The sequence below is a fragment of the Qipengyuania triglochinis genome (assembly GCF_054655615.1).
This window is the reverse complement of the sequence record NZ_BAAHND010000001.1, coordinates 106,623-128,865: the sequence shown is the minus strand read 5'-3', so window position 1 is coordinate 128,865 and position 22,243 is coordinate 106,623. Positions and strand designations below refer to the sequence as shown.

At 60.8% G+C, this 22,243-nt stretch carries 24 protein-coding genes and 1 tRNA gene; 15 read left to right on the top strand and 10 right to left on the bottom strand.

Annotated elements, in window-relative coordinates; genetic code table 11:
• Nucleotides 1-214 precede the first annotated feature (214 nt).
• The gene (locus tag ACYQ0G_RS00680; protein ID WP_460098286.1) at nt 215-2,023 is read left to right on the top strand and encodes an ABC-F family ATP-binding cassette domain-containing protein; all 1,809 of its coding nucleotides are present in this window, start codon (nt 215-217) and stop codon (nt 2,021-2,023) included.
• On the top strand, nt 2,020-2,598 hold the full coding sequence (locus ACYQ0G_RS00675; protein WP_460098284.1) for a uracil-DNA glycosylase family protein: 579 nt from the start codon (nt 2,020-2,022) through the stop codon (nt 2,596-2,598). The genes ACYQ0G_RS00680 and ACYQ0G_RS00675 overlap by 4 nt, the downstream gene beginning before the upstream one ends.
• A gap of 25 nt (nt 2,599-2,623) precedes the next feature.
• Here the strand turns inward: ACYQ0G_RS00675 and ACYQ0G_RS00670 are convergent, their stop codons facing one another.
• On the bottom strand, nt 2,624-3,097 hold the full coding sequence (locus tag ACYQ0G_RS00670; protein WP_460098282.1) for a DUF6456 domain-containing protein: 474 nt from the start codon (nt 3,095-3,097) through the stop codon (nt 2,624-2,626).
• A gap of 91 nt (nt 3,098-3,188) precedes the next feature.
• Here ACYQ0G_RS00670 and ACYQ0G_RS00665 point away from each other — a divergent pair, with 91 nt between their 5' ends.
• Entirely contained in the window at nt 3,189-3,761 is a 573-nt protein-coding gene (locus ACYQ0G_RS00665) for a helix-turn-helix domain-containing protein (RefSeq protein WP_460098281.1), read from the top strand.
• A gap of 21 nt (nt 3,762-3,782) precedes the next feature.
• On the opposite strand, the gene secF is transcribed toward ACYQ0G_RS00665, so the two are convergent.
• The 3 genes from secF to yajC are packed head-to-tail and all read right to left on the bottom strand — an operon-like array spanning nt 3,783 to nt 6,713.
• The gene (gene secF, locus ACYQ0G_RS00660) at nt 3,783-4,760 is read right to left on the bottom strand and encodes a protein translocase subunit SecF (protein WP_460098279.1); all 978 of its coding nucleotides are present in this window, start codon (nt 4,758-4,760) and stop codon (nt 3,783-3,785) included.
• Nucleotides 4,761-4,772: 12 nt separating this feature from the next.
• Nucleotides 4,773-6,371: a protein translocase subunit SecD gene (secD, locus tag ACYQ0G_RS00655; protein WP_460098277.1), complete on the bottom strand. Its 1,599-nt coding sequence runs from the start codon at nt 6,369-6,371 to the stop codon at nt 4,773-4,775.
• 27 nt (nt 6,372-6,398) lie between these two features.
• A complete protein-coding gene (gene yajC, locus ACYQ0G_RS00650) occupies nt 6,399-6,713 on the bottom strand; it encodes a preprotein translocase subunit YajC (RefSeq protein ID WP_221541912.1) in 315 nt (104 codons plus the stop codon).
• A 201-nt stretch (nt 6,714-6,914) separates the two neighbouring features.
• On the opposite strand from yajC, the gene ACYQ0G_RS00645 reads away from it, so the two are divergent.
• From ACYQ0G_RS00645 to ACYQ0G_RS00630, 4 genes are all read left to right on the top strand, one after another.
• Nucleotides 6,915-6,991 (top strand) — tRNA-Pro (locus ACYQ0G_RS00645).
• Between the two features lie 288 nt (nt 6,992-7,279).
• Nucleotides 7,280-7,693 (top strand): holin family protein, encoded by a 414-nt coding sequence (locus ACYQ0G_RS00640; protein WP_460098274.1) that lies wholly within the window; start codon nt 7,280-7,282, stop codon nt 7,691-7,693.
• A gap of 195 nt (nt 7,694-7,888) precedes the next feature.
• Nucleotides 7,889-8,317: a hypothetical protein gene (locus tag ACYQ0G_RS00635; RefSeq protein ID WP_460098272.1), complete on the top strand. Its 429-nt coding sequence runs from the start codon at nt 7,889-7,891 to the stop codon at nt 8,315-8,317.
• Nucleotides 8,318-8,344: 27 nt separating this feature from the next.
• A complete protein-coding gene (locus tag ACYQ0G_RS00630; RefSeq protein WP_460098270.1) occupies nt 8,345-8,854 on the top strand; it encodes a hypothetical protein in 510 nt (169 codons plus the stop codon).
• A 408-nt stretch (nt 8,855-9,262) separates the two neighbouring features.
• Here ACYQ0G_RS00630 and ACYQ0G_RS00625 read toward each other — a convergent pair whose 3' ends face one another.
• The gene (locus ACYQ0G_RS00625; protein ID WP_460098268.1) at nt 9,263-9,673 is read right to left on the bottom strand and encodes a hypothetical protein; all 411 of its coding nucleotides are present in this window, start codon (nt 9,671-9,673) and stop codon (nt 9,263-9,265) included.
• Nucleotides 9,674-9,891: 218 nt separating this feature from the next.
• On the opposite strand from ACYQ0G_RS00625, the gene ACYQ0G_RS00620 reads away from it, so the two are divergent.
• Complete coding sequence (locus ACYQ0G_RS00620; RefSeq protein WP_460098266.1) at nt 9,892-10,392, top strand: GNAT family N-acetyltransferase; 501 nt, start codon at nt 9,892-9,894, stop codon at nt 10,390-10,392.
• 259 nt (nt 10,393-10,651) lie between these two features.
• Here the strand turns inward: ACYQ0G_RS00620 and ACYQ0G_RS00615 are convergent, their stop codons facing one another.
• Genes ACYQ0G_RS00615 through ACYQ0G_RS00605 form a run of 3 tightly spaced genes read right to left on the bottom strand, consistent with a single transcriptional unit; the run spans nt 10,652 to nt 12,267 of the window.
• A complete protein-coding gene (locus tag ACYQ0G_RS00615) occupies nt 10,652-11,425 on the bottom strand; it encodes a sulfite exporter TauE/SafE family protein (protein WP_460098264.1) in 774 nt (257 codons plus the stop codon).
• A 7-nt stretch (nt 11,426-11,432) separates the two neighbouring features.
• Nucleotides 11,433-11,951 (bottom strand): rhodanese family protein, encoded by a 519-nt coding sequence (locus ACYQ0G_RS00610; protein WP_460098262.1) that lies wholly within the window; start codon nt 11,949-11,951, stop codon nt 11,433-11,435.
• Between the two features lie 4 nt (nt 11,952-11,955).
• A complete protein-coding gene (locus ACYQ0G_RS00605) occupies nt 11,956-12,267 on the bottom strand; it encodes an ArsR/SmtB family transcription factor (protein ID WP_460098260.1) in 312 nt (103 codons plus the stop codon).
• Between the two features lie 72 nt (nt 12,268-12,339).
• Between ACYQ0G_RS00605 and ACYQ0G_RS00600 the strand changes: the two genes are divergently transcribed.
• The 4 genes from ACYQ0G_RS00600 (at nt 12,340) to ACYQ0G_RS00585 (ending at nt 16,052) form a co-directional block, all read left to right on the top strand.
• Nucleotides 12,340-13,251 carry an MBL fold metallo-hydrolase gene (locus ACYQ0G_RS00600; RefSeq protein ID WP_460098258.1) on the top strand — a complete coding sequence of 304 codons (912 nt, stop codon included), beginning with the start codon at nt 12,340-12,342 and terminating at the stop codon, nt 13,249-13,251.
• 147 nt (nt 13,252-13,398) lie between these two features.
• A complete protein-coding gene (locus ACYQ0G_RS00595; RefSeq protein WP_460098256.1) occupies nt 13,399-14,778 on the top strand; it encodes an ADP-ribosylglycohydrolase family protein in 1,380 nt (459 codons plus the stop codon).
• 181 nt (nt 14,779-14,959) lie between these two features.
• Nucleotides 14,960-15,265, top strand: a complete 306-nt coding sequence (locus ACYQ0G_RS00590) for a UrcA family protein (RefSeq protein ID WP_460098254.1) — start codon at nt 14,960-14,962, stop codon at nt 15,263-15,265.
• A gap of 466 nt (nt 15,266-15,731) precedes the next feature.
• On the top strand, nt 15,732-16,052 hold the full coding sequence (locus ACYQ0G_RS00585) for a hypothetical protein (protein ID WP_460098252.1): 321 nt from the start codon (nt 15,732-15,734) through the stop codon (nt 16,050-16,052).
• 651 nt (nt 16,053-16,703) lie between these two features.
• Here ACYQ0G_RS00585 and ACYQ0G_RS00580 read toward each other — a convergent pair.
• A complete protein-coding gene (locus ACYQ0G_RS00580; RefSeq protein ID WP_460098250.1) occupies nt 16,704-18,281 on the bottom strand; it encodes an outer membrane protein assembly factor BamB family protein in 1,578 nt (525 codons plus the stop codon).
• Between the two features lie 369 nt (nt 18,282-18,650).
• The gene (locus ACYQ0G_RS00575) at nt 18,651-19,607 is read right to left on the bottom strand and encodes a DUF2268 domain-containing putative Zn-dependent protease (RefSeq protein ID WP_460098248.1); all 957 of its coding nucleotides are present in this window, start codon (nt 19,605-19,607) and stop codon (nt 18,651-18,653) included.
• Between the two features lie 276 nt (nt 19,608-19,883).
• On the opposite strand from ACYQ0G_RS00575, the gene aroQ reads away from it, so the two are divergent.
• From aroQ to accC, 3 genes are all read left to right on the top strand, one after another.
• On the top strand, nt 19,884-20,318 hold the full coding sequence (gene aroQ, locus ACYQ0G_RS00570) for a type II 3-dehydroquinate dehydratase (protein WP_460098247.1): 435 nt from the start codon (nt 19,884-19,886) through the stop codon (nt 20,316-20,318).
• 75 nt (nt 20,319-20,393) lie between these two features.
• A complete protein-coding gene (gene accB, locus ACYQ0G_RS00565) occupies nt 20,394-20,876 on the top strand; it encodes an acetyl-CoA carboxylase biotin carboxyl carrier protein (protein ID WP_460098245.1) in 483 nt (160 codons plus the stop codon).
• Nucleotides 20,877-20,886: 10 nt separating this feature from the next.
• Complete coding sequence (gene accC / locus ACYQ0G_RS00560) at nt 20,887-22,236, top strand: acetyl-CoA carboxylase biotin carboxylase subunit (protein WP_460098242.1); 1,350 nt, start codon at nt 20,887-20,889, stop codon at nt 22,234-22,236.
• The last annotated feature ends 7 nt before the right edge of the window (nt 22,237-22,243 follow it).

The following is a 22,243-nucleotide window of genomic DNA, read 5'->3' as shown; positions in this document are numbered from 1 at the left end:
TGCTGCACCATGGATTGCCGCGTCGCCTGCGGCTCCTCGCAATGACGCCGAGGTTCGTCATCGCGAGCGAAGCGCGGCGATCCATCGTGCAACAACGAACCCAAATGCGACGGCCCAAATCGCTCGCCAGGGGCCCAGCTGACCGCCCCACACCTCCCGACAATCACGCAGGACACTTGCCGACAGCCCTCCGCCCGCCTACCTCGCGCCACCTATGGCACAGCCCCCAATTCTCAGCCTCGAAGGCATGGCCCTGCAGCAGGGCGGCAAATGGCTGTTCGGCGGCCCCGATCACGACCCGCTCGACCTCCACATCGGGCCGCGTGACCGGCTGGCGCTGATCGGCCGCAATGGCGTGGGCAAGACCACGTTGTTCCGCATGATCGACGGCCGCATCGATACCGACGCCGGCATCCGCAAGATCAAGCCGCATACCAAGGTCGTGCTGCTCGAACAGGACCCCGATGTGGCCGCGCATGCCACGCTGATGGACTGGGCGCTGGCGGGCGAGAATGCGCCGCAGGAATTCGAGGTGGAGGCCATCGCCAGCCAGCTCGGCATCGACATGGCCCGCGAGACCACGGGCGCGAGCGGGGGCGAGAAACGCCGCGCCGCCATCGCCCGGGCATTGGCGCAGGACCCCGACCTGCTGCTGATGGACGAGCCGACCAACCATCTCGACCTTGCCGCGATCGACTGGCTGGAAAGCTGGCTCGACCGGTACAAGGGCGCTTTCGTCGTCATCAGCCATGACCGGACCTTCCTCAAGCGCCTGACCCGCGCGACCATCTGGCTCGATCGCGGCAGCCTGCGCCGCAAGGAAGTGGGCTTTGGCGGCTACGAGGCCTGGGAAGAACAGGTCTATGCCGAAGAAGCGCGCGCGGCGGAAAAGATGGACGCGAAGCTCAAGCTCGAAGCACACTGGCTCGAACGCGGGGTAACCGCGCGGCGCAAGCGCAACCAGGGCAGGCTCGAAAAGCTGTGGCAGATGCGGGCGCAGCGGGCCTCGATGATTTCGGCGGGCGGCACTGCCAAGCTGAAGCTGGCGACCGAAGCCGAGTTCAAGTCCAAATCGGTCATCACCGCGGAGCAGATCACCAAATCCTATGGTGACCGCACGATCATCAAGCCGTTCTCCCTGCGCATCCAGCGCGGCGACCGGATCGGGATCGTGGGCGCGAATGGCGCGGGCAAGACGACGCTGCTGAAGATGCTGACCGGCGAACTGGAGCCCGACAGCGGCACGGTGGACATCGCCAAGACGCTGACCGGCGTGATGATCGACCAGCAGCGCCAGCTGCTCACTGCCGACAAGACGGTCCGTCAGGTGCTGGCGGAAGGCGGCGACTGGATCGATGTGCGCGGCGTGCGCAAGCATGTGCAGGGCTATATGAAGGAGTTCCTGTTCGACCCGAAGATCGTGGACATGCGGGTTTCCGTGCTGTCGGGCGGGGAACGGTCGCGCCTGCTGCTGGCCCGCGAATTCGCCAAGGCATCGAACCTTCTGGTGCTGGACGAACCGACCAACGATCTCGATCTCGAAACGCTGGACCTCCTGCAGGAAGTCATCGCGGATTACGAAGGCACCGTGCTGATCGTCAGCCATGACCGCGATTTCCTCGACCGCACCGTGACCGTGACCCTGGGTCTCGACGGGACCGGCAAGGTCGATGTCGTGGCCGGCGGGTACGAGGGCTGGCAGGCCAAGCGGCAGGCTCCCATTGGCGGCAAGGCGAAGGGCGAGAAGTCCGGCGAGACGCCAGCGCCCCCTCCCCCGCCACCGCCGAAACCGACCAAGCTTTCCTATAAGGACCAGCGCGATTACGAGCTGCTCCCGGCGCGGATCGAGGAACTGGAAGCCGCCATCGCGCGCGGCGAACAGATCCTGGCCGATCCCGATCTCTACACCAGCGATCCGCAACGCTTCGCCAAAGTTTCAAAGGGCATAGAGAACGCGCGCGAAGAAAAGGATGCGGCAGAAGAACGCTGGCTGGAGCTGGCCGAACAGGTCGAGGCGCTTTGAGCGCACGGGCTCTCAAGCAAGATATCCGGTCCTGCACGCTGTGCGCTGAGCATCTCCCGCTCGGCCCCAAACCTATCGTGCAGTTCAGCGCCACGAGCCGCGTGGTGGTGGTCGGCCAGGCGCCGGGGCGCATCACCCATGAAACCGGCCTCGCCTTCGACGACAAGTCGGGATACCGGCTCGCCGAATGGCTGGGCGTGAGTTTCGAGACGCTCCACGATCCCGCCCTGTTCGCCATCGTATCGATGGGCTTCTGCTATCCCGGCAAGGCCAGCGGCGGCGACAAGCCACCACGCCCCGAATGCGCGCCCACTTGGCATGATCGGGTGATGGAGGAACTGCCCGAAGACCGGCTGACGCTGCTGGTCGGCACCTATGCCCAGCGCGCTTATCTTCCGGATACCAAGAGCTGGACAATGAGGGAGCGCATCCTGCGCTTTCGCGAATTTCTGCCGCAATTCCTGCCGCTTCCCCACCCAGCCTGGCGCAGCACGCTGTTCATGCGCGACAACCCTTGGTTCGAAGCAGAAGTCCTGCCGGAGGTCCGCCAGCGGATCGCCAAGTTGACAGGTTGACACTGTCCTGGAGAGAAACTCCACCTCACCCGATACGGTAGAAATCGGCTACCCGGTCAAGCGCGAGTTTCAGCACCAATTTGCCGCTGCGGCTCGGCCAGCAAAGCCCCTTCTCCGCTGCGGCCAGGGCCTCGCACCCACAGGCTACGCGCCACAGGATATCCTTCAGCCCCGCCCCTGCCTCGGCCATCGCCCCGTCGAACCGGTCCTTGGCTGCCAGTTGGCGTTCCGATGGAGTCATGGCGCCGCCATTGCCGCAGTCGACGCGCGCCGGATCCCAGCGCATGGTCACCGATGGCGATAGCTGCGCACGCTCGTAATCCGCGCGCAGCCGCTCGCCTGCGTCGAACTGCCGATCGTCGAGATGGCCCCGCGCGTGGAGCCATGTCAGCGGCGACTCCCCGAGGTTCATCGTGACGGTCCGGCGTTTGCCGCCCACCCCGCCCCGCCGCTTCGGCCCGACTTCGGTCAGTTCGCGTTCGATCAATTCGCGCTTCATGCAATCCTCCATTTCCTGAACGGCAGGGTTGCCTTGAAACGGTTCGTGTAGGAAAGCGGAAAAACCAATCTGGTTATTCAGGCATTTTCACATGATCAACCGCATCCGCGATATCCGCAAGCAGAAGGGCATGACGCTCTCCGATTTGGCCGAAGCCTGTAACCCGCCTACCACGCCGCAAACCGTCGGGCGGTTGGAAACTGGTATGCGTAATCTCTCGCTGAAGTGGATGGAGCGATTGGGTGCGGCGCTGGGAGTGGAACCCGAAATGCTGGTGCGGTCGGAGACTGCCGAACACCCGCAGGTGGTTGCTGCACTGAAGCAAGGCGGCCCTGAAGCGCTGGAGACGACCCGCGATGCGATCCTCGCTACGGACATGGGCGGCGACGGCGCGCTGGTGGTGATGACAATCGACTATCCGCATGGCGAATACCGCCCCGGCGATCAGCTCTGGCTGCGGCAGCTCGATCCGGCCGACGCCGGCCGCGCAGTCAATCGCGATGTGCTGGTGCCGCGCAAGAATGGACGCTTCGCCTTTGGCCGCCTGATCGACCGGCAGGGCAAGCTCGTCGGCCTGCTTCCGCCCGGCCACGGGGAAAAGCAGCAGGTGGTGGAAAATCCGGCGTGGATCGGGGTGGCCGAAATGCTCGTCCGCCGCCTCTGAGAGGCAGCGGACGACACATTATCAGACTTCGCCGCGCAGCTTCTTTTCCTGGCGGTCGGCGACCGATTCCTGCGGCACGAAGCTGTTGGAATTGACGCCCATCCACACCAGCAGCGGCGCCGCCATGTAGATCGAGCTATAGGTGCCGACGAAGATACCCAGCGTGATCGCCGCGGTCAGGCCGAACAGGCTGGCCGGGCCGAACAGCAGCAGCGGGATCAGCGCCACGAGCAGCGTCAGCGAGGTCATCACGGTACGCGCCAGCGTCTCGTTGACCGAAAGATCCAGCAGCTCGGGCAGCGGCATCTTGCGGTATTTCTTCAGGTTTTCGCGGATGCGGTCGTAAACCACGATCGTATCGTTCAGCGAATAGCCGATGATCGCCAGGATCGCCGCGATGATCTGGAGGCTGAACTCCAGCTGGAATAACGCGAACATCCCCAGCGTCAGCGAAACGTCGTGAAACAGTGCGAACAGGCCGCCCACGCCGAATTGCCATTCGAACCGGATCCAGATGTACAGCGCCACGCCCAGCATGGCGAGCGCCAGCGCAAAGATCGCATCGCTGCGAAACTCCCCCGAGACCTTGCCCGATACGTTGTCGTTCCCGTCCAGACGGAAGTCGGGATAGTTTTCCTGCAACTGCGCGACCACGGCATTGGCCGCCGCCTGCGCTGCTTCCTTGTCCGACGACACATCGTCGGGCAGGCGGATGCGGATCGAGACCTGGTTGTCCTCGCCGAAGCGCTGGACCACGGGCGATCCATAGCCCAGCTCCTCGATATCGCTGCGCAGCTGCCCCACCGGGGCTTCTGTGCTCTGCGTGAAGGTGGCGCGCACTTCCAGGCCGCCGGCGAAATCGACGCCGTAATTGAGGCCCTTGGTCATCACGAGCCCCCAGCTCGCCGCGATCAGCACGATGCTGACCACGAAGAACGGGATACGCCATTTGAGGAACTTGATGTTGGTGTCGTCGGGGACGAGCTTGAGCAATTTCATGGTCCGTCCTCCTTACAGGTTCAGATCTGTGGGCCGCGCCTTGCGCAACCAGTGGGCCACCCACATCCGCGTGAGCGGAACGGCCGTGAAGACCGAGGTGAAAAGACCGACGACGAGCACCACGGCAAAGCCCTTGATGGGGCCCGAGCCGAACTGGAACAGCAGCACGCCGGCAATGAAGTTGGTCACGTTGGCATCGTAAATCGCGCGGCTGGCTTCCTTGTAGCCATTTTCCACCGCAGCCACCACGCGCCGCCCGCGCTTGCGCTCCTCGCGGATACGCTCGTTGATGAGCACGTTGGCGTCGACCGCGGCACCGATGGTCAGCACGAAGCCGGCGATACCGGGCAGCGTCAGCGTGGCGTTCAGCGCGGCCATGATGCCGAGCAGCATGAGCACGTTGATGACCAGCGCCACGGTCGCATAGATACCGAAGCGGCCATAGGTCACGATCATCAGCAGCATGACCAGCAGCGTGCCGATGCCCATGGCGAGCAGGCCCTGCTTAATCGAATCGGCACCCAGATCGGGGCCCACGGTGCGTTCCTCGACCACCGTCAAATCGACCGGCAGCGCGCCCGAGCTGAGCTGGATCGCCAGTTCATTGGCGCTCTGCACGGTGAAGCTGCCGCTGATCTGCGACTGGCCGTTGAGAATCGGTTCCTGCATCACCGGTGCGGAAATCACCTCGCCATCGAGGATGATCGCGAAGCGTTCGCCGGTATGCTGGCGCGTCAGGGTGGCGAATTGCTTGCCGCCCTGCGGGTTGAAAGCAATGCTGACGACCGGTTCGTTGGTCTGCTGGTCCACGCTCTGCTGCGCATTGGTCAGCGTCGAACCGTCGATCCCGCCGAGGCGGTTCACGACCACGCCGCCACCGCCATAGCGCTGCTTGTCGGCATAGGCGACGACTTCGCCGCCGGCGACGAAACCGCGCTCGACTTCTTCCAGCGTCGCTTCACGCTGCACCAGCTTGAATTCGAGCTGCGCGGTCTTGCCGATCAGTTCCTTCAGCGCCTCGGGATCCTGCAGTCCGGGGACCTGCACCACGATGCGCGTGTCGCCCTGGCGCAGAACGGTCGGTTCGCGTGTGCCGAGGCTGTCGATACGGTCGTTGATGACGCTCAGCGCGGCGTCCATCGCGGCACTGACGGCATTGTCGAGACCGGCTTCGGTCTGGGTCAGCACGAAGCGCTGCCCGTCGACCACCTGCAGATCCCATTCGCGGACCGGGCCGGTGCCCGACATCAGGCCTTCGATCTCACCGCGGGCGCGGTCGATCTGCGAGGCATCGTCGAGCAGGAAGCTCAGACGGTTGTCGTCGGTGGAGACGTCGCCGATGCGGATACGCCCGCCCTCGGCACCGCGCAAGGCGTTGCGCACGCCTTCTTCCATATCTTCCAGCCGCTTGGCCGCGACCTGGCTGCGCTCCGCCTCGAGCAGGATGTGGCTGCCCCCGGCAAGGTCGAGACCGAGATTGACGGTCGGATCGGGCAGGCTGTCGGGCCAGTCCTGGTTCGACAGCGAGGCAAGCGAGGGAAGCGCTGCGAGCACGCCCAACAGGGCGATACCCCAGAGCATGACCTTCTTCCAGGTCGGGAATTCCAGCATGAACGGGTCTCTATCCTTGTGGCCGGATCAGTCGTTGGCAGGTGCTGCGGGCTTGCCGCTGAGCACTTCGCCGATGGTGGATTTGACCGCGCGGACCTTCATGCCCTTGGCCAGTTCGAGCTCTACGTAATGCTCTTCCACCTTGGTGATCTTGCCGACCAGACCGCCGGCGGTGATCACTTCGTCACCGCGCTTGAGGCCTTCGACCTTTTCGCGATGCGCCTTCTGCTGGCGCAGCTGCGGGCGGATCATGAGGAACCAGAAAACCGCGAAAATGGCGACCCAGGGCAGGACCTGGAGCCAGACCGGCGGCTGGGCAGCGGCGGCAAGAAGGGTGATCATGGGAAAAGAAGACCTGTTGGTTGCAGCAAGAGTTTTGCGTCAGTTGGGCGCCCTGCCCCCGCAGTTCAAGCGGGCTGGAGCGCGCATCTTTCGATTGGTGGCGGGCGGTTAGCAGCATTGATTGAGACTGGCAATGAATTGGACGAGACTGGTGCTTGCCATGTGGAATAGCCGGGCCTATAGGGCCGCCTCCACTGGTTTCGGGATGTAGCGCAGCCTGGTAGCGCACCATACTGGGGGTGTGGGGGTCGCTGGTTCGAATCCAGTCATCCCGACCAGTGGTTTACCCCCCTTCCCTGACTGTTCCGGAAAACGGCCCGAACACCCTCTTGATCGGTGGCCCGCGCGCCGAACGCACGGCCTGCACTAGGCCGGCGGCGCGCAAAATAGGATTCGCCCCTTCGCGAACCCTCGGCCGAGCCGTTTTTTCCCGCCTTCGAAGAGCGAATCCAGCCCCGATTTGCGCCCTTCCAGCGAGTCGCCGCACCGCTGCTGGCACCTCGTGACCAAAACCCCCTTTCCTACACGAACCCATCTGGTTACTTCTTTCAGCAAGGAGAAACCACATGGCACTTATCGAATCGCTCATCGGCCCCCTCGCCTCGATCATCGACAAGATCATCCCCGACAAGCAGGCCCGCGCCGAGGCCAAGCTCGAACTGCTCAAGCTGGAGGGCACCCAGGAACTGCGCCAGATCGAGGCGCGCCTGTCCGCCATCGTCACCGAGGCGCGCAGCCCCGACCCCTGGACCAGCCGCGCCCGCCCCAGCTTCCTTTACGTGATGTATGCGATGATCCTCTTCGCCCTGCCCATGGGCGTGCTCAGCGCCTTCTCCCCCGCCGCCGCGCAAGGCGTGGGCGCGGGCATCACCGGCTATCTGAGCGGCCTGCCCGAAGAACTCTACGCCCTCTTCGGCACCGGCTACCTCGGCTACACCGCCGCCCGCCAATGGGGCAAGGTCAAGGGGACGGAGGGGTGAGCACTTTATGAGTATTGACCCCCATTAAAAAGTGCGTCGGCTTTACACGCTCTTTACAAAATAAAACTATTCCGTCCCCGGAATGGGTGGCGGAGTAAAAATCTCAAGATGCGCAGAACTATCGTCCTAAATTGTTTGGTTTTCGCGGCGATTTCGGTCCCGTTCCTATCCAACAGTTATCTTTTGGCGGGCGATATGGGCTGGAGCAAGGAGCGCCAGCCGGGCGATCCGCTGGATGGATATTGGTACATGAGTATCGACGACGTGCCCGGATGCTTCGAGGACCTCATCGTCTACAAAGTGAAAGACGATAATTTCGCTCAAATACTGACGGGTATTCAGCTTGATGCCGAGATACGCGCAAAGAGAAGCCAGAATCTGGTAATCGAATTTCGTACGGATCCGGGCGTTGTCTCGAAATTCTTCGTAGAAGATCGCGGCCAGGTGCTTTGGGCATCTCGTGTTGAACACAAAAGCGGCAGCGGAATAGTCAAGGAAGAGTTGGCAGAACCCTTTTTCACAACTTGCGACAAACCCACCACCATGGGCGTTCTTTTTTCGCTGGTTTCCCGCGTATTCGATCCCGCAGAGCCCACCCGCAAGGTGACAATCACTCAATCGTAATACGGTAATGGGAGAGGCCGAATGCAAATGAGCAAACTTGTCTTTTGGAGTTTGCTGGTCGTTGCGATGGCGGCGCTTGGTGCTGCAGGGTTCAACGGTAGTTACTTTGATTCAAGATATTACGCAGCAAGACATCTTCCGCAGGATAATGAAGAACTTACTGGGTATTGGTATCGCAAAGAGGACAACGGCTGCTTCGACAGCGGACAGGTATATGAGTTAGGAGCTGCGCAAGCGACCGTTATCAGGTCAGGTCAAATCGAAAAGAGTGACATGAGTTTCTCAAATTCGGCTTCAGGTCCGTATTTTTACCTTATTCCTGAAGAAGGTAAGGAATATCGATTCTTTTACGAAAATACCGGCAAGACGCTGGATGTGAAACGGATCGATGTCATCGAGGGTGACGAAACCATCTCGGCCGAAGATTCCTTCACAGCTTATACGAGGTGCGAGTATCCTACCACCTTAGGAGTGATCCTCTCTCTCTTCTTCAGGGTATTTGACCCGTCTTCGGTCGCGCAGACGGCTTTACGATAAGAAGCCGCGCTATCCAGAATGTCTGGGTGAAGAACCATCGAGTAAACCAATCCGGAACGCCGCGCCTCCGCCGGCATGCCCCAAGAACTCTACGCCCTCTTCGGCACCGGCTACCTCGGCTACACCGCCGCCCGCCAATGGGGCAAGATCAAGGGGACGGAGGTTTGAGGTTCGGGCGGTGATCGGGATCGATCCACGGCCCGCGCTATTGTGGAGGTTTTCACAGTTGTTTCCACCTCAGGTGGGATATTTTGTCTTTATTATTTTGGCCGCAAAACATTGGCAAGCGAAAGTAGCTTACCTGCAAACGTGACAAACGCATTCCCAAGTTAAGATACAGAGCCTCGCGCCATATCTGACCCCATGATTTTAGAACCTGAGACTTGTCAGCATGGTGGCAATGAGATTCTACTTACATTCGTGCACTTCGACAGACTCGAATGATCGTCCGGTAATAGTGGTCGTTTCGAGACGGACCGTAGCGCCGGATTCGATAATCTTTTTCAGCGGCCCCGCCTCACAAGCTATACCCTCTGCCATCGGCTGCAAGAACCGCTCGGCTTCGAGGGCCAAACTGGAGGGCATTTTTTCTACCGTGAACACCAGGGTTGTGCCTTCAGGTCTGGCCCCGAAGACCCCATACTTCGTTTGCCTATCGCCTGCCGGACGCTCGTTGAACACCTTTGCCACGCGAGTAACATCACGCGTCAGGGCGTCATCATCCATCCTGTTTACGTTGTCTATCGACCAGAGAAAGCCAATGGCACCCAAAATGCCGAAACCTGCCCGGTACTTAAAATCGAAATTGTCCTGGAACATATTGATTTCATCACTCGGAACAGGTGAAAAAATGCTTAATTCGAGAATATTATTCGCATCATTATAGGCTTAATTGGGTAACTGTAGCGAAAATCATCGATGTCATACTTGCGACCTACTGGGTTGGTGCGCAGAGGGTAATTGCAGATATTCCGGTCGAGTCGCTGGCGTGATGGCTGTATGACCAAGCGATAATCTCTGGAACGTGGAGCAGAATTATGCGCCTGCGAAATGCCGAGCTCAACGATGCGTCAAGCGTTACGGCTTTATTGCGGCGGGCTTATCCGACCCTCATGGAAGCGTCGTATGACGCTGCCGTGCTAGCAGTGGCTCTACCGGAAATGACACGGGCTAATCCTGCCTTATTAGCTTCGAGAACTTACTACGTAATGGAGGATGGTGAACACCTGATCGGCTGTGGGGGCTGGACAGCTGAAATGCCGGGAAGCGGAGAGGTGGAGCCGGGCCTCGCCCACTTACGTCACTTCGCAACTGATCCGGATCGCGCACGAGAAGGCATCGGTCGCTCGATCTACAATCAATGTGCGACCGAGGCATTGAGTTGCGGATTCACCCTGTTCCAAGCGTTTGCCGGGCTCAACGCCGAGCCATTTTACCATCGCTTAGGAATGGAGCGCATTCGGCTGATCGACGTTCCTTTGGGTCCGTCCGTCAATCTCCCTACGGTTGTCATGCAAGGACCAGTGCGTCCAATTTGATAGATGGCCTCTCTCAATGCCGGCCCAAAAACAGTCGCTTCGACCGCAATTAGGGTCGTTGGCAGCCCGTCTCCTCCTGCCACATCGCCAGCTCGGTGAAATCCTCATAGGTTTCCGTTTCTCAAGCAGCGAGTGGCGGGAGAGGAGGCGCGGTTCCGGTAGATCATGCCACGCGAGCATCATTTGCGTGGTTACCCGCACAAGCCTCCTTGCACACGATCGGCTAATAAAGGGGAGATGGCGGGACTTGCGACCAGCTTTACGAGACCGCCACATAGCCGCCGATAGCGATCACCAGCGCTGCGAAGCCGCGTTCAAGCATGCCTTCGCGCGCGCCCAGCTTCTTGCCGAGGGCGATGCCGGCCATTGCTCCGACCAGCCCGCCTGCCACCAGCAACCCCGTGATGCCCCAATCGACCAGCCCCGACAGCGCATAGGATGTGGCGGTGGTCAGGCCGAGCGCGCTGACGACCACGAGCGAGGTCCCGATGGCGAATTCCAGCGGCATGGCAGTCGCCAGGATCAGGCCGGGGACGATCAGGAAGCCGCCGCCGATGCCGAAAAAGCCTGCCGCCAGCCCGGTGCCCAGCCCGATCGGAACGAGCCGGGGCAGCAGCGTCCGCGCGCTCTGGCGGTTCAGCCGCACGTCGGGCGCCCAGGCGGCAGTGCGCTTGCGCAGCATCATCAGCCCCACGCCGATCATCAGCAGGCCGAACAGGACCAGCAGCCTGTCCCCATCGACAGCCTTCCCCAGCTCTGCTCCCGCAGCCGCGCCCGCCATCCCCGCCAGCGCGAAGACGGTGGCACAGCGCCATTTTACCCGCCCCGCCCGCGCGTGGCCCGCCAGGCTCGTCAGGGCATTGATGCTCACCGCCACGGCCGCGGTGCCGATGGCGGCGTGGGTGGACTGGACCCCGACCACATAGATCAGCAGCGGCACGGCGAGGATCGACCCGCCTCCGCCCACCAGGCCGAGAATCAGCCCGATGGCTGCGCCTGCGGCCAGGCCGGCAAGGATCGTGGCGGGGTCCATACCCGCTTCAGCCAGCCGCCCTGCGGTTCCACGGCATCGCGCCCAGCAAATGGGCCATGCCGCACCAGCCAGTCGACCCGGCCATCAGCAGGCCCGCGCCGACGAAACCCGCCAGGCCGTAAAATGCCGGGCTCCACAGGAAGCCGAGGATCACGCCCATCAGGATCAGTATGCCCGCCACGATCTGGACCTGCCGCATGATTTCGAGCGGCTGGCTCTTGTCGGCCAGCACGGGCTGCCCTTCGCGGCGCCAGCCGTCGATCCCGCCGCCGATGAGATAGGCCGGTGCGCCCGCTGCGGCGGCGGAAAGCCGCGCAGCATTGGCATCGGTGCGCATGCCGGATTTGCAGTGGAAGATCACCGGCGACTGATCGCACGGCAAGTCCTCGATCAGGTCGAGCGGCAGGTTCGTTGCGCCCGGAATACGTTCGCGGGCATGTTCGTCGGCCGCGCGAATATCCACCAGCCTGGCCCCGGCATCGATCATGCGCGCGGCTTCGGCGGGGGTAAGGGAAACACAGGTCATTCGATCAGTCCTTGCAATAAAGCTGGTACAGCAGCGCAAGCAGCGTTTCGACGCGTGGATCGGCAATCGTGTACCACAGCATCTGGCTCTCGCGCCTGTAGGAGACGAGGCCCTCGTCGCGCATCCTTGCCAGATGCTGCGAACAGGCCGGTTGCGACAGGCCGACTTCCTTGGCCAGATCGCTCGCCGTCATTTCGCCATGTTCGACGAGCTTGCACAGCAGCATCAGCCTCCGGCCATTGCCCATCGCCTTGAGCGTATCGGCCACCTTGCCGGCCTTGGCTTCGAACGTTCTGAGATCCATCGAGTGCAACATGGGCACGCCTCCTTAAGTACTTGCTAATTTAGCATGCCCTTATATATTAGCAAGGCCTAACGGAGCGAAAAGATGACCAACCCCGTAATTGAAGCCTTCTTCGACGAACCGACGAATACGATCAGCTATCTGGTCGGCGATCCCTCAACGCGCATCGCCGCCGTGATCGACCCGGTGCTCGATTTCGATCTGGCCAGCGGAGAAGCCGACACCCGTTCGGCAGAGCGCATCCTCACCTTTGCCCAAGACGGTGACTGGACCATCGCAATGGTGCTGGAGACGCATGCCCATGCGGACCACCTCTCTGCAGCCCCATTCATCAAGGCGCGCACCGGCGCGTGGATCGGCATCGGCGCGCGGATCAAGGATGTGCAGAAGATCTTCCGCCCGGTCTTCGCGATGGACGACCTGGCCACCGACGGTTCCGACTTCGACCGCCTGTTCGAAGACGGGGACCGGTTCGCCATCGGCGAGCTTGAAGTCAATGTGCTCCATGTGCCCGGCCACACCCCTGCCGATGTCGCCTATCTGATCGGCGATGCCGCATTCGTCGGCGATACGCTGTTCATGCCCGATTTCGGCACCGCCCGCGCCGATTTCCCGGGCGGCGATGCGCGCACTCTCTACCGCTCGATCCGCCGCCTGCTCGCGCTGCCGGAAGATACGCGGCTGTTCCTGTGTCACGATTACAAGGCGCCGGGGCGCGACGAATATCGCTGGGAAACCACGGTGGGCGAACAATTGCGCACCAATGTCCATGTCGGCGAAGGCAAGGACGAGGATACGTTCGTAGCGCTGCGCGAAACGCGCGACGCAGGGCTCGCGGTGCCAAAGCTGCTGCTCCCCTCGATCCAAGTGAATATCCGCGCCGGCCGGTTCGAGGAGGCGCAGGATAACGGCGTCACCTACCTGCGCATCCCGGTAAAATGGGGCGGCGGGCAGGCATCGCATCCGGACGCGGATGAAAGCGCGCAGCAGAGCTGAGCAAAATACCGCGTTCACGCAATTGTGAACGATCACAACTCTCCCTTTGCGTAAGGTGCGCCCTTCGCTACACCGCCGCGTAATAAGAACAGGGCGAGCGGCGTAGACATGAAACGCCGCCAATTGTTCCTGTGGAGGAGAGAGATTGTGCGTCGACTGATTTTGCCCGCCCTGCCTGTTCTGCTGCCAGTGTTGTTGGCGGGCTGTGCCACTGTCGAGCCGGTCTCGGCCCCACAGGCGGGAGCCACGGCGCTAATCGCCCCCCTTGAAATCGACCGCGCTGCCTATGCCCGCCGGATGGAAGGGTTCTGGCTGGGGCAGAGCATCGCGAACTGGACCGGCCTCGTCACCGAAATGGACAAGATCGGCGGCGACGGGCCGCATGGCGAATTCTACACGCGCGAGGACTGGGGCCAGCCCGACCAGCCGAGCATCTTCGATCCGGGCAAGCCCAGCCCCATCTCGCCCACCATCGATTTCGTCCTGCGCACGCCGGGCGAGAGCTGGGGCGCGGATGACGATACCGATATCGAATACATCTATCAGGACGCGCTGCTGAAGCACCGGACCAGCATCCTCACGCCCGAGCAGATCCGGCAGGCGTGGATCGACCACATCTATGACGAGGCCAAGCCCACGCCCTATGGCACGGACGAGACCGGCTATCAGAACTATCTGTGGGTCTCCAACCAGCGCGCGCACGACCTGATGCTGGCCGGTACGCTGCCGCCCGAAACATCCGACCCCAAACTCAACGAGCATTGGGACATGATCGACGCCCAGCTTTCGACCGAGATCTTCGGCCTGTTCGCGCCCGGCCGCCCCGATGTCGCGCTGCGCATGGCCGACCTGCCCATCCGCACCGCCGCGCGCGGAGAGGCGGCGGATATCGCCCGCTTCCATGTCGCGCTGCACGCCCTGTCCGCCAAGGTCGATCCGCAGCGCCCGCTCGGCCCGCAATTGCGCGCCATTGCCGAAGAGGCCGCCGCGCTTCTGCCCGAAGGCGAATATCCGCGGGCGATGTACCGCTTCGTGCTCGCCGAATACGAGAGCGGCGCCACGTGGGAGCAGGCGCGCGATGCAGTCTACCAGCGCTATCAGGTCGACATGCAGGACGGCTACGACATCTCCTCGCGCGGGCTCTATTGCAACGGCTGCTTTGCCGGCGGCATCAACTTCGCGGCGGGACTGGTCAGCTATTTCTACGGCGAGGGCGACCTGCGCGACACGATCCGCATCGGCACGTTGGCCGGCTGGGATTCGGACAACCCCACCGCCACCTGGGGCGGGCTGATCGGCTCGATCATGGGTCGCGCGGCGATCGAGGAAGCCTTCGGCACGCCGCTGTCGGGCAGCTTCCACATCCACCGCACGCGCCAGGGCTTCCCGAACGACGGCTATGACGATTTCGCCGCCATGGGCGAACGCAGCCTCGCCATCGTGGACCGCGCCGTGACCGAGGAAGCCGGGGGGCGCATCGACCGCGCGAACGGCAGGTGGATCATTCCGATAGCCGCACACGACTAGACCCTTCGCCGAATGGCGTGCGGTAGTGCGTCAGCAGGCGAGTTGCATGACAATTCCGCTGTTGCGTTTCACGCACCTCACACCGGATTTTTTGCACTTGCGAAAGGAAATGCTGCGCTGCACAATCCGGGTGTAAGTCTTGGGAGGCCGCTCACATCAATCACTCTTCAGGAGAACGATTATGCGCCGCCTGATTATCCCTGCCATAGGTTCGGTCCTGTGCATTTCCGCCGTACCCTTGGCCGCCAAGCAAAACCCGGTCGAAGTCCGTATCTCCCACGCGGATCTGGACCTGTCGAACCCGGCCCATTTCGAACAAATGCAGCTGCGGATAGCTGCCGCCGCCAAGCGTGCGTGCGAAGTGCCGACCTCGGTCACGACCTCGGGACGCATCCTCGACAAGGAGTGCCTCGCCGACGTCACCGAAAAGGCACACGCCCAGCTCGAAAAGCGGCGTGCCCGCCAGATCGCCTACAACGCGCGTTAATTACATGGCCGCTCCAGGGGACCGGGCTGCGTGTCCGGTCCCTCAAGTTTGCGCTTGAAGGCGGCCGGTAGGATTCGCTCCGACATCCGACAAATGACTTTCACTGCGTTCGCAGACCCCCGGTCACTTCGAACACTCCTCGCCGGGTGACACCGACAGGGAGGTGACTAGAAAACTCCCCTCCCCCTCGCCAAGCCCGCTTTCCTCGGATTCTTAGCAAGTTCTGGAGTGGGCGCTTGTCAACTTCCGCTCGATGCAGTGCCGGGGTTCTCCGGCCCACCATCAGCGCTCACGCCATTGCCCCTTCTCACCAACCTCCGTCACCCGGATGTTTTCTCAAAAATGTTCAGTGTAGGAAAATCGAATGTACGGTCCAAGCTAGGATCCTTCGAACAAATGCTTGTTCAACTTAGCGACAGGTTCGGATTGATCTGTTCATCATCCCAGGCATGGAAAGGATCTTGCGATGAATAGAATGGTATTGGCAGCATGTGTGCTATCCGGGATGATCGCAGCCGGGGTAAGCGCAAATCCTGGCGCTCCCGATCCGACGCTTGCCCCGCTCACATACGCCGCGCCCGAGTTCGGTGCGCTTTCGCCTCAGGGCACTGCAGGCGTCCCGAAGGGTTCCATCGACACAGCACGGGAGTACCGCGTCGAGCGAACCCGACTGTTGCAGAAGTACCTTTCACTCGAGGAGGAAAGCGGCGGCGCGCTCTCGCCGGAAGATCGCGCTGACATGCGGTCTGACATCGCCGAACTGAAGGCGCGATACTTCGGTTCGTAAATCTTCGCGCAACCAGCACACTTTGCTTCGTTAGAGACAAGGGCCGTCAGGTTCTGGCGGGCCTTCGTATGCGATATCGATCATAGCAGGGGCGAACTCGTTCCGCCTCTTCGCTGCAACGAAACAATCCTCAGAGCTCCGCTAGAATTACTCTGGGCAGCTAGTCATCAACGCACCGATCAGCTGTATAAGTGCCATTTATCGTGGCCTTTGAGAACCATCATGGGAATCTGAGTGAGTTTTTACGCTCCTCAAACCGGCCACGCCGGGTGACACCGACAGGGGGTGAATAGAAAACTCTCCTTTCCCTCGCCATGCCCATCCTTCTGGGGTTTTTAGCAAATTTTGGCTCGGACAGGTGTCAACTTCCGCTCGAAGCAGTGCTGGGGTTCTCGTGCCCATCAACTGCATCCGCTTCATTCCGCCTCCTTTCGATTTAGGCTCGGTCGTCCGTCTGGGAATGACAGAAAGGTCCTGTGTAGGAAAATCGGATTTACAGCAGGGATTGAGGTGGGAGGCTGTCGCTAAAGCTAGCACGTCACCGGCACGATCGCGCGCCTCAGCTGTAGCATAAGCTCCATACAGGATCGCTCGCGAAACACAGCTTCGAGGGACTCGAAGCTGTGTCGCGAACATTTTTCAGAGTTGACCCTAAAACAGCTTGTATGCCGTCAGTCGGCTGTTACCTCGCTGGCCGGTGGTAAGCAGATAGCTATCTGGGGTGATCGCCAATCTTCCACCGGTAGGGGCCTCCCAAATCACGGAGTGATCCTGGTCCTTGCGATCTATTGCCCAGGTTTGAGATGCCGAGGACACGAAAATCAGGTTTTCGGTTGCGATCACATTTCCCAGCAGGACATCACTACCGGGGAGTGGCGTCGACCATAAAACCTTGCCATTTTCCGAGTTGATCGCGGATAATACGCGAGCGTCGCTGCGAACCGCATAGATCGTGCCATCGGCCAGCGCGAAGGCTGTCGAATATTCGGCTGCGCTTCGCCATTTTATCGAGCCCGTTGCGAGCGACATGGCGACGATCTTGTTGCTTCCTTCGAACCGCTTGTCTCCGGAAAACAGGAAAACGTTGCCTTTCCCATCGAGCACTGGTCCGGCCGCGTAATCGTAGGTGTATGTAACGTACTCCGGATCCGCGATACTTTTCACGATCTTTCCGGTAGCACGTTCGACCTGATCCAGAGCGGTGCCGGAATAATAATAAGCATGGGTATCATCCAGTGCCATGCTCTGGCCGCCCCAGACTGCGCCGCCCGTCCGTTCTGTGACCCACTTCTGAGTTCCGGCGTCGGCATCGTATCCATAGATCACGCTGCCATAGTATCCAGCTGCTACATACACTTCGTTGCCATCGGCCACCGGCTGGTTGAAGTCAGTCCATTGTGCAGCAAACGACATCTGGTTTTTGAATGTTCCGGAGCCCAGATTGAAGACCCATTGGGGATTCGACGAACTCGACGAACGCATCGAAGTCACATGAACGAGTTCATTAGAGATCGACGGACCGCTGGCGTGAAACTGGTCACCCATATCGTATGACCAGATCTCCTTGCCGGAGGATGTCTCGAAAGCCTTGAGGCGTGCGGTGCCGGCGTAAGCGGAACCACCGTCACGAGCTGTAACGATCAGCACCTTTCCCTCAGAGGCCGCGGGAGGACGTATCCTTCCAGCAGTAAAAGTATCCGTCCATTCCCAAGCCTTCGTGAAGCGAGCGGGATCGAAGCGTACTGGCACGTAGCCCGTATGCGCGTTATCTCTTTGGAACGTCGCCCAGTCGTTTACACTCACATCGAGATTGACAGTAAACCGCTTGGTGGAGCCTGGATAAACCGTTTCGCAAGTTGCAGTTTTGCAGAGGCGAAATACGATCTCGCTGCTGGAGAGACCACCTGTAGGAAATGGGATTGTTTCAAAATTGACCGAAAAGGTCTTGCCTGAGGCTACCGGCGCGCCTTTCAGTATATATCTTTGACCGCCAACAGCCACATCTGCGATGACGCTATCCGAGGACGAACCTGTATAGGATGCATCAAAGCCAAATTCAGCGCTTTCCCCTTCCGAGATGGATATGTCAGCTGAATTCTCTGAAAGCGTTACCGAAAGCGTCGGAACAGGAGGCGGTCCCGAAACTGGGGGGCTTGAACCATCACCACCTCCACAAGACGTAAGAAACACGGCACCCGAAATGGATGCCATAAAAGCGGCGACCCTCATTTTAACCCCCGTCAAATTAGCCCATTACTAAGGCAATGCTTGCCACCAGTAATTGAAGACAAAATTTCTTCAACCTCGTTATTCGGGGTTCGCGAGTTCTTCCACAAATCAACCAAGGGTGACTGTCGACGTCGCATTATGACGCCGAGATTTTAGGGTGCATCCAACAAAGTTTCCGCAATGGCGTCCCACAACAGCCATCGCAGCTGAAATAACGAAAAAGATCGTAACCGCTTTCAGGCAATGCCTTCCACACCTGTAGAAGCTTGCATGAGGCGCAAAGTTGGCACTGGCGCTACACCCGCACTCCGGTCTTTAGCTGAGCAATAGACACCCACTGCTAAGGCGCCTCAATAGGACCGGCGTCGCCTAGCCACAGGTGCCATAGTCGGTATCCGGACGCATGCGCGCGACATCTTCATCGAAAACCGCAGCGGTGTCGACCACGTCGGCAACTTCGCATGCGCTGGAATAGTCCAGTTCGATCAGGCGACTGATAGCAGCAGATTTGTTTGGCGCGGCTTCGACGTAGGAGCGAGCAATTGCATAGCCGACGAAATATCCGAGATCGCGCGTGGCGAATGGATTGTCCGCATCGTTCCAGATCCAGTCATCCCAATCCGACAGAGCGATATCCCGTTGGAACGCGGCCAGCACGGCGGCGCGATTTTCTGTCCCATAGGCGATTGCCGGCTGCCGGGACGGACGACCGATCGCGGCTGTGGAGAGATATTCCGCAACGCCTTCGAACAGAGCCTGCGACAGCAAATCAACGCCACCTGTCGAGCGCTGCTGCGTATGCACATATTCATGCACGTTCAGGTCGATGAGATTATCGATAGGGCCGCTTTGTATGTAGGCGGGAAGGTGGGCCAGCTTTTCGCCAAACTCGTGCGTCGGGGTGTTGCTCGATGCCATCGCCAGCTCCGCACCGATCAGAAGCTTACCGTCGTTTGCGGTGCCGCCGGCCCGGAACGCGCCGATCACGAAATAAACAGGTACATCGCGGGCATCCGGATAGACCGCCCTGAATTTCTCAAGGGCATCGGAAATCTGTCGGCTATATCGGCTTGCTTCCAGCGTATTTGCCCGAACCGCGTCGAGATACTGGGTGTAGTTCTGCATTGCGTAGAGATATTCAGAACTCCGATACGATCGCGCTCTGTTCATCGCATGCAAACCGGGACTGCCGCGATCCAGATACAGCTCGGATACCAATTCCTGCTGGCGGCGTTCGTCGGTTTCCGCGCGCACCGCGTCATAGGCTTCCCAGAACCTGTCGATATCCTCCGTGATAACCAGGTCTCGTCCTCGGTCGGAGTCCACCCGATGGGTCGTGGAGCAGGAGCACAAAAACAGGGCCGCCGAAAAAACGCCGGACCATCTTATGTGTCGGCTGCGAGTCATTGGTGCCCCCTTTTCTAAATGCCTCGCAGAGGTATCATGGGATTGAACATCCGCAACAGCTTGCGATCTACCCCCTCTTCCTGCTCAGTCTCTGGACCTTCCCTCGGCTTCTCGAGCCCGGCCCTCCACCCCGCTAGCCCCCCGTCCAAACCGAAACATGTTGAAGCCGTCGCGCCCTGCTTTCATAGCGCGGGCATGACCGACACCGTATTCGTTCTCAACGGCCCCAATCTCAACCTCCTCGGCCAGCGCGAGCCGGAGATTTACGGGCATCAGACGCTGGCCGATATCGAGGAAATGTTGGCCAAACAGGCCGAGGGGCTGGGGCTGGCAATCAGTTTTCACCAGACCAATCACGAAGGCCAGCTGATCGACTGGCTGCATGACGCCAACCGCCAGCAGGCCAAGGCCGTGCTGCTGAACGCTGCGGCCTATACCCACACCTCGATCGCGCTGCTCGATGCGATCAAGGCGATCGCGGTGCCGGTGATCGAGGTTCACCTGTCAGATCCGGAGACGCGCGAGGAATTTCGCCACCTGTCCTATGTCGGGATGGCCGCCGCGGATTGCGTGAAAGGCCTCGGCGCGCGCAGCTATTCCGTAGCGTTGGAGAAGGCCGCGGCTCTCTAAAACCCTGCCCAGCCCCTTGTCTTGCGCGGCGAGGGGTAGCATAGGCGCGAGCGAAAACTAACAAGGGACCATTTCATGGCCGATCGCAAAGGCGCCGGTAACTCCGGCATGAATGTCGACACCTCGCTCGTACGCGAACTGGCAGAGATGCTGGGCGAAACCGGGCTCACCGAAATCGAAGTGGAAGATGGCGACCGCAAGATCCGCGTATCGCGCGGCGGCGGCGTGGCCATGGCTGCGGTAGCCCCTGCCCCCATGGCAGCGGCGGCGCCCGCCGCCCCGGCAGCACCCGCAGCCGATGCTGCGCCCGAAGTGGCCGACACGGCCGGTGCGATCAAATCGCCCATGGTCGGCACGGTCTATCTCGCTGCGGAGCCGGGCGCGCCCGACTTCGTGAAGGTCGGCGACAGCGTGAAGGAAGGTCAGACCCTCCTCATCGTGGAAGCCATGAAGGTCATGAACCCGATCACTGCCGACAAGGCGGGCACGGTCAAATCGATCCTGGTCGAAAACGCGCAGCCGGTGGAATTCGACCAGCCGCTCGTCGTCGTCGGATAAGGTACAGATCGTGGGCATTTCACGCATATTGATCGCCAATCGCGGCGAAATCGCGCTGCGTATCCATCGCGCCGCACATGAAATGGGTATCGAGACGGTGGCGGTGCATTCCACCGCCGATGCCGATGCCATGCATGTGCGCCTGGCCGATCATGCCGTGTGCATCGGCCCGCCGGCGGCTGGCGACAGCTATCTCAACGTCGCCAACATCATTTCGGCCGCCGAAATCGCGCAGGCCGATGCGATCCACCCGGGTTATGGCTTCCTGTCGGAAAACGCCAAATTCGCCGAGATCGTGGAAGCGCACGACATTGCCTGGATCGGGCCCAAGCCCGAACATATCCGCACCATGGGCGACAAGGTCGAAGCCAAGCGGACCGCTGGCAAGCTCGGACTCCCGCTGGTGCCGGGCAGCGATGGTGCCGTCTCGGATTACGACGAAGCGCGCCGGATCTGCGCGGACATCGGGTATCCCGTCATCATCAAGGCGGCATCTGGCGGCGGCGGCCGCGGGATGAAGGTCTGCGAAAGCGAAGACCAGCTCGAAACGCTGATGCAGCAGGCCGGTAGCGAGGCGAAGGCCGCCTTCGGCGATGCCACCGTCTATATCGAGAAGTATCTCGGCAATCCGCGCCATATCGAATTCCAGGTGTTCGGTGACGGGCGCGGCAATGCCGTGCATCTGGGCGAACGTGACTGTTCGCTGCAGCGCCGCCATCAGAAGGTGCTCGAAGAAGCGCCCTCGCCCGTGATCACCCAAGAAGAGCGGATGCGGATGGGCGAAGTCTGCGCCTCGGCCATGCGCGACATGGCCTATCGCGGTGCGGGCACGATCGAATTCCTGTGGGAAAACGGCGAGTTCTATTTCATCGAGATGAACACCCGCCTGCAGGTCGAACATCCGGTGACCGAGATGATCACCGGCATCGATCTGGTGCGCGAACAGATCCGCGTGGCCGACGGCAAGAACCTGTCCTGCAAGCAGGAGGACATCACCTTCACCGGTCATGCGATCGAATGCCGCATCAATGCGGAAGACCCGTTCACCTTCGCGCCCAGCCCCGGCAAGATCACCTATTACCATGCGGCAGGCGGCATGCATGTGCGCGTGGATAGCGGCATCTACGCCGGCTATTCGATCCCGCCCTATTACGACAGCATGATCGCCAAGCTCATCGTCTACGGCCGCGACCGCGAACGGTGCATGATGCGCCTGAAGCGCGCGCTGGAAGAAATGGTGATCGAAGGCGTGAAGACCAGCGTGCCCCTGCACCAGGCCCTGCTCGAACAGGACGACGTGAAGAGCGGCGACTATTCGATCAAATGGCTGGAAGAATGGCTGAAGGAACGCGAGGTCTGAAAGGGCC

Excerpts from the sequence above, each read along its gene's own strand:
- ACYQ0G_RS00680 (WP_460098286.1), top strand. The coding sequence starts at position 215 with ATGGCACAGCCCCCAATTCTCAGCCTCGAAGGCATGGCCCTGCAGCAG.
- ACYQ0G_RS00670 (WP_460098282.1), bottom strand. The coding sequence starts at position 3,097 with ATGAAGCGCGAATTGATCGAACGCGAACTGACCGAAGTCGGGCCGAAG.
- ACYQ0G_RS00665 (WP_460098281.1), top strand. The coding sequence starts at position 3,189 with ATGATCAACCGCATCCGCGATATCCGCAAGCAGAAGGGCATGACGCTC.
- secF (WP_460098279.1), bottom strand. The coding sequence starts at position 4,760 with ATGAAATTGCTCAAGCTCGTCCCCGACGACACCAACATCAAGTTCCTC.
- secD (WP_460098277.1), bottom strand. The coding sequence starts at position 6,371 with ATGCTGGAATTCCCGACCTGGAAGAAGGTCATGCTCTGGGGTATCGCC.
- yajC (WP_221541912.1), bottom strand. The coding sequence starts at position 6,713 with ATGATCACCCTTCTTGCCGCCGCTGCCCAGCCGCCGGTCTGGCTCCAG.
- ACYQ0G_RS00640 (WP_460098274.1), top strand. The coding sequence starts at position 7,280 with ATGGCACTTATCGAATCGCTCATCGGCCCCCTCGCCTCGATCATCGAC.
- ACYQ0G_RS00635 (WP_460098272.1), top strand. The coding sequence starts at position 7,889 with ATGGGCTGGAGCAAGGAGCGCCAGCCGGGCGATCCGCTGGATGGATAT.
- ACYQ0G_RS00630 (WP_460098270.1), top strand. The coding sequence starts at position 8,345 with ATGAGCAAACTTGTCTTTTGGAGTTTGCTGGTCGTTGCGATGGCGGCG.
- ACYQ0G_RS00625 (WP_460098268.1), bottom strand. The coding sequence starts at position 9,673 with ATGTTCCAGGACAATTTCGATTTTAAGTACCGGGCAGGTTTCGGCATT.
- ACYQ0G_RS00620 (WP_460098266.1), top strand. The coding sequence starts at position 9,892 with ATGCGCCTGCGAAATGCCGAGCTCAACGATGCGTCAAGCGTTACGGCT.
- ACYQ0G_RS00615 (WP_460098264.1), bottom strand. The coding sequence starts at position 11,425 with ATGGACCCCGCCACGATCCTTGCCGGCCTGGCCGCAGGCGCAGCCATC.
- ACYQ0G_RS00610 (WP_460098262.1), bottom strand. The coding sequence starts at position 11,951 with ATGACCTGTGTTTCCCTTACCCCCGCCGAAGCCGCGCGCATGATCGAT.
- ACYQ0G_RS00605 (WP_460098260.1), bottom strand. The coding sequence starts at position 12,267 with ATGTTGCACTCGATGGATCTCAGAACGTTCGAAGCCAAGGCCGGCAAG.
- ACYQ0G_RS00600 (WP_460098258.1), top strand. The coding sequence starts at position 12,340 with ATGACCAACCCCGTAATTGAAGCCTTCTTCGACGAACCGACGAATACG.
- ACYQ0G_RS00590 (WP_460098254.1), top strand. The coding sequence starts at position 14,960 with ATGCGCCGCCTGATTATCCCTGCCATAGGTTCGGTCCTGTGCATTTCC.
- ACYQ0G_RS00585 (WP_460098252.1), top strand. The coding sequence starts at position 15,732 with ATGAATAGAATGGTATTGGCAGCATGTGTGCTATCCGGGATGATCGCA.
- ACYQ0G_RS00580 (WP_460098250.1), bottom strand. The coding sequence starts at position 18,281 with ATGAGGGTCGCCGCTTTTATGGCATCCATTTCGGGTGCCGTGTTTCTT.
- aroQ (WP_460098247.1), top strand. The coding sequence starts at position 19,884 with ATGACCGACACCGTATTCGTTCTCAACGGCCCCAATCTCAACCTCCTC.
- accB (WP_460098245.1), top strand. The coding sequence starts at position 20,394 with ATGGCCGATCGCAAAGGCGCCGGTAACTCCGGCATGAATGTCGACACC.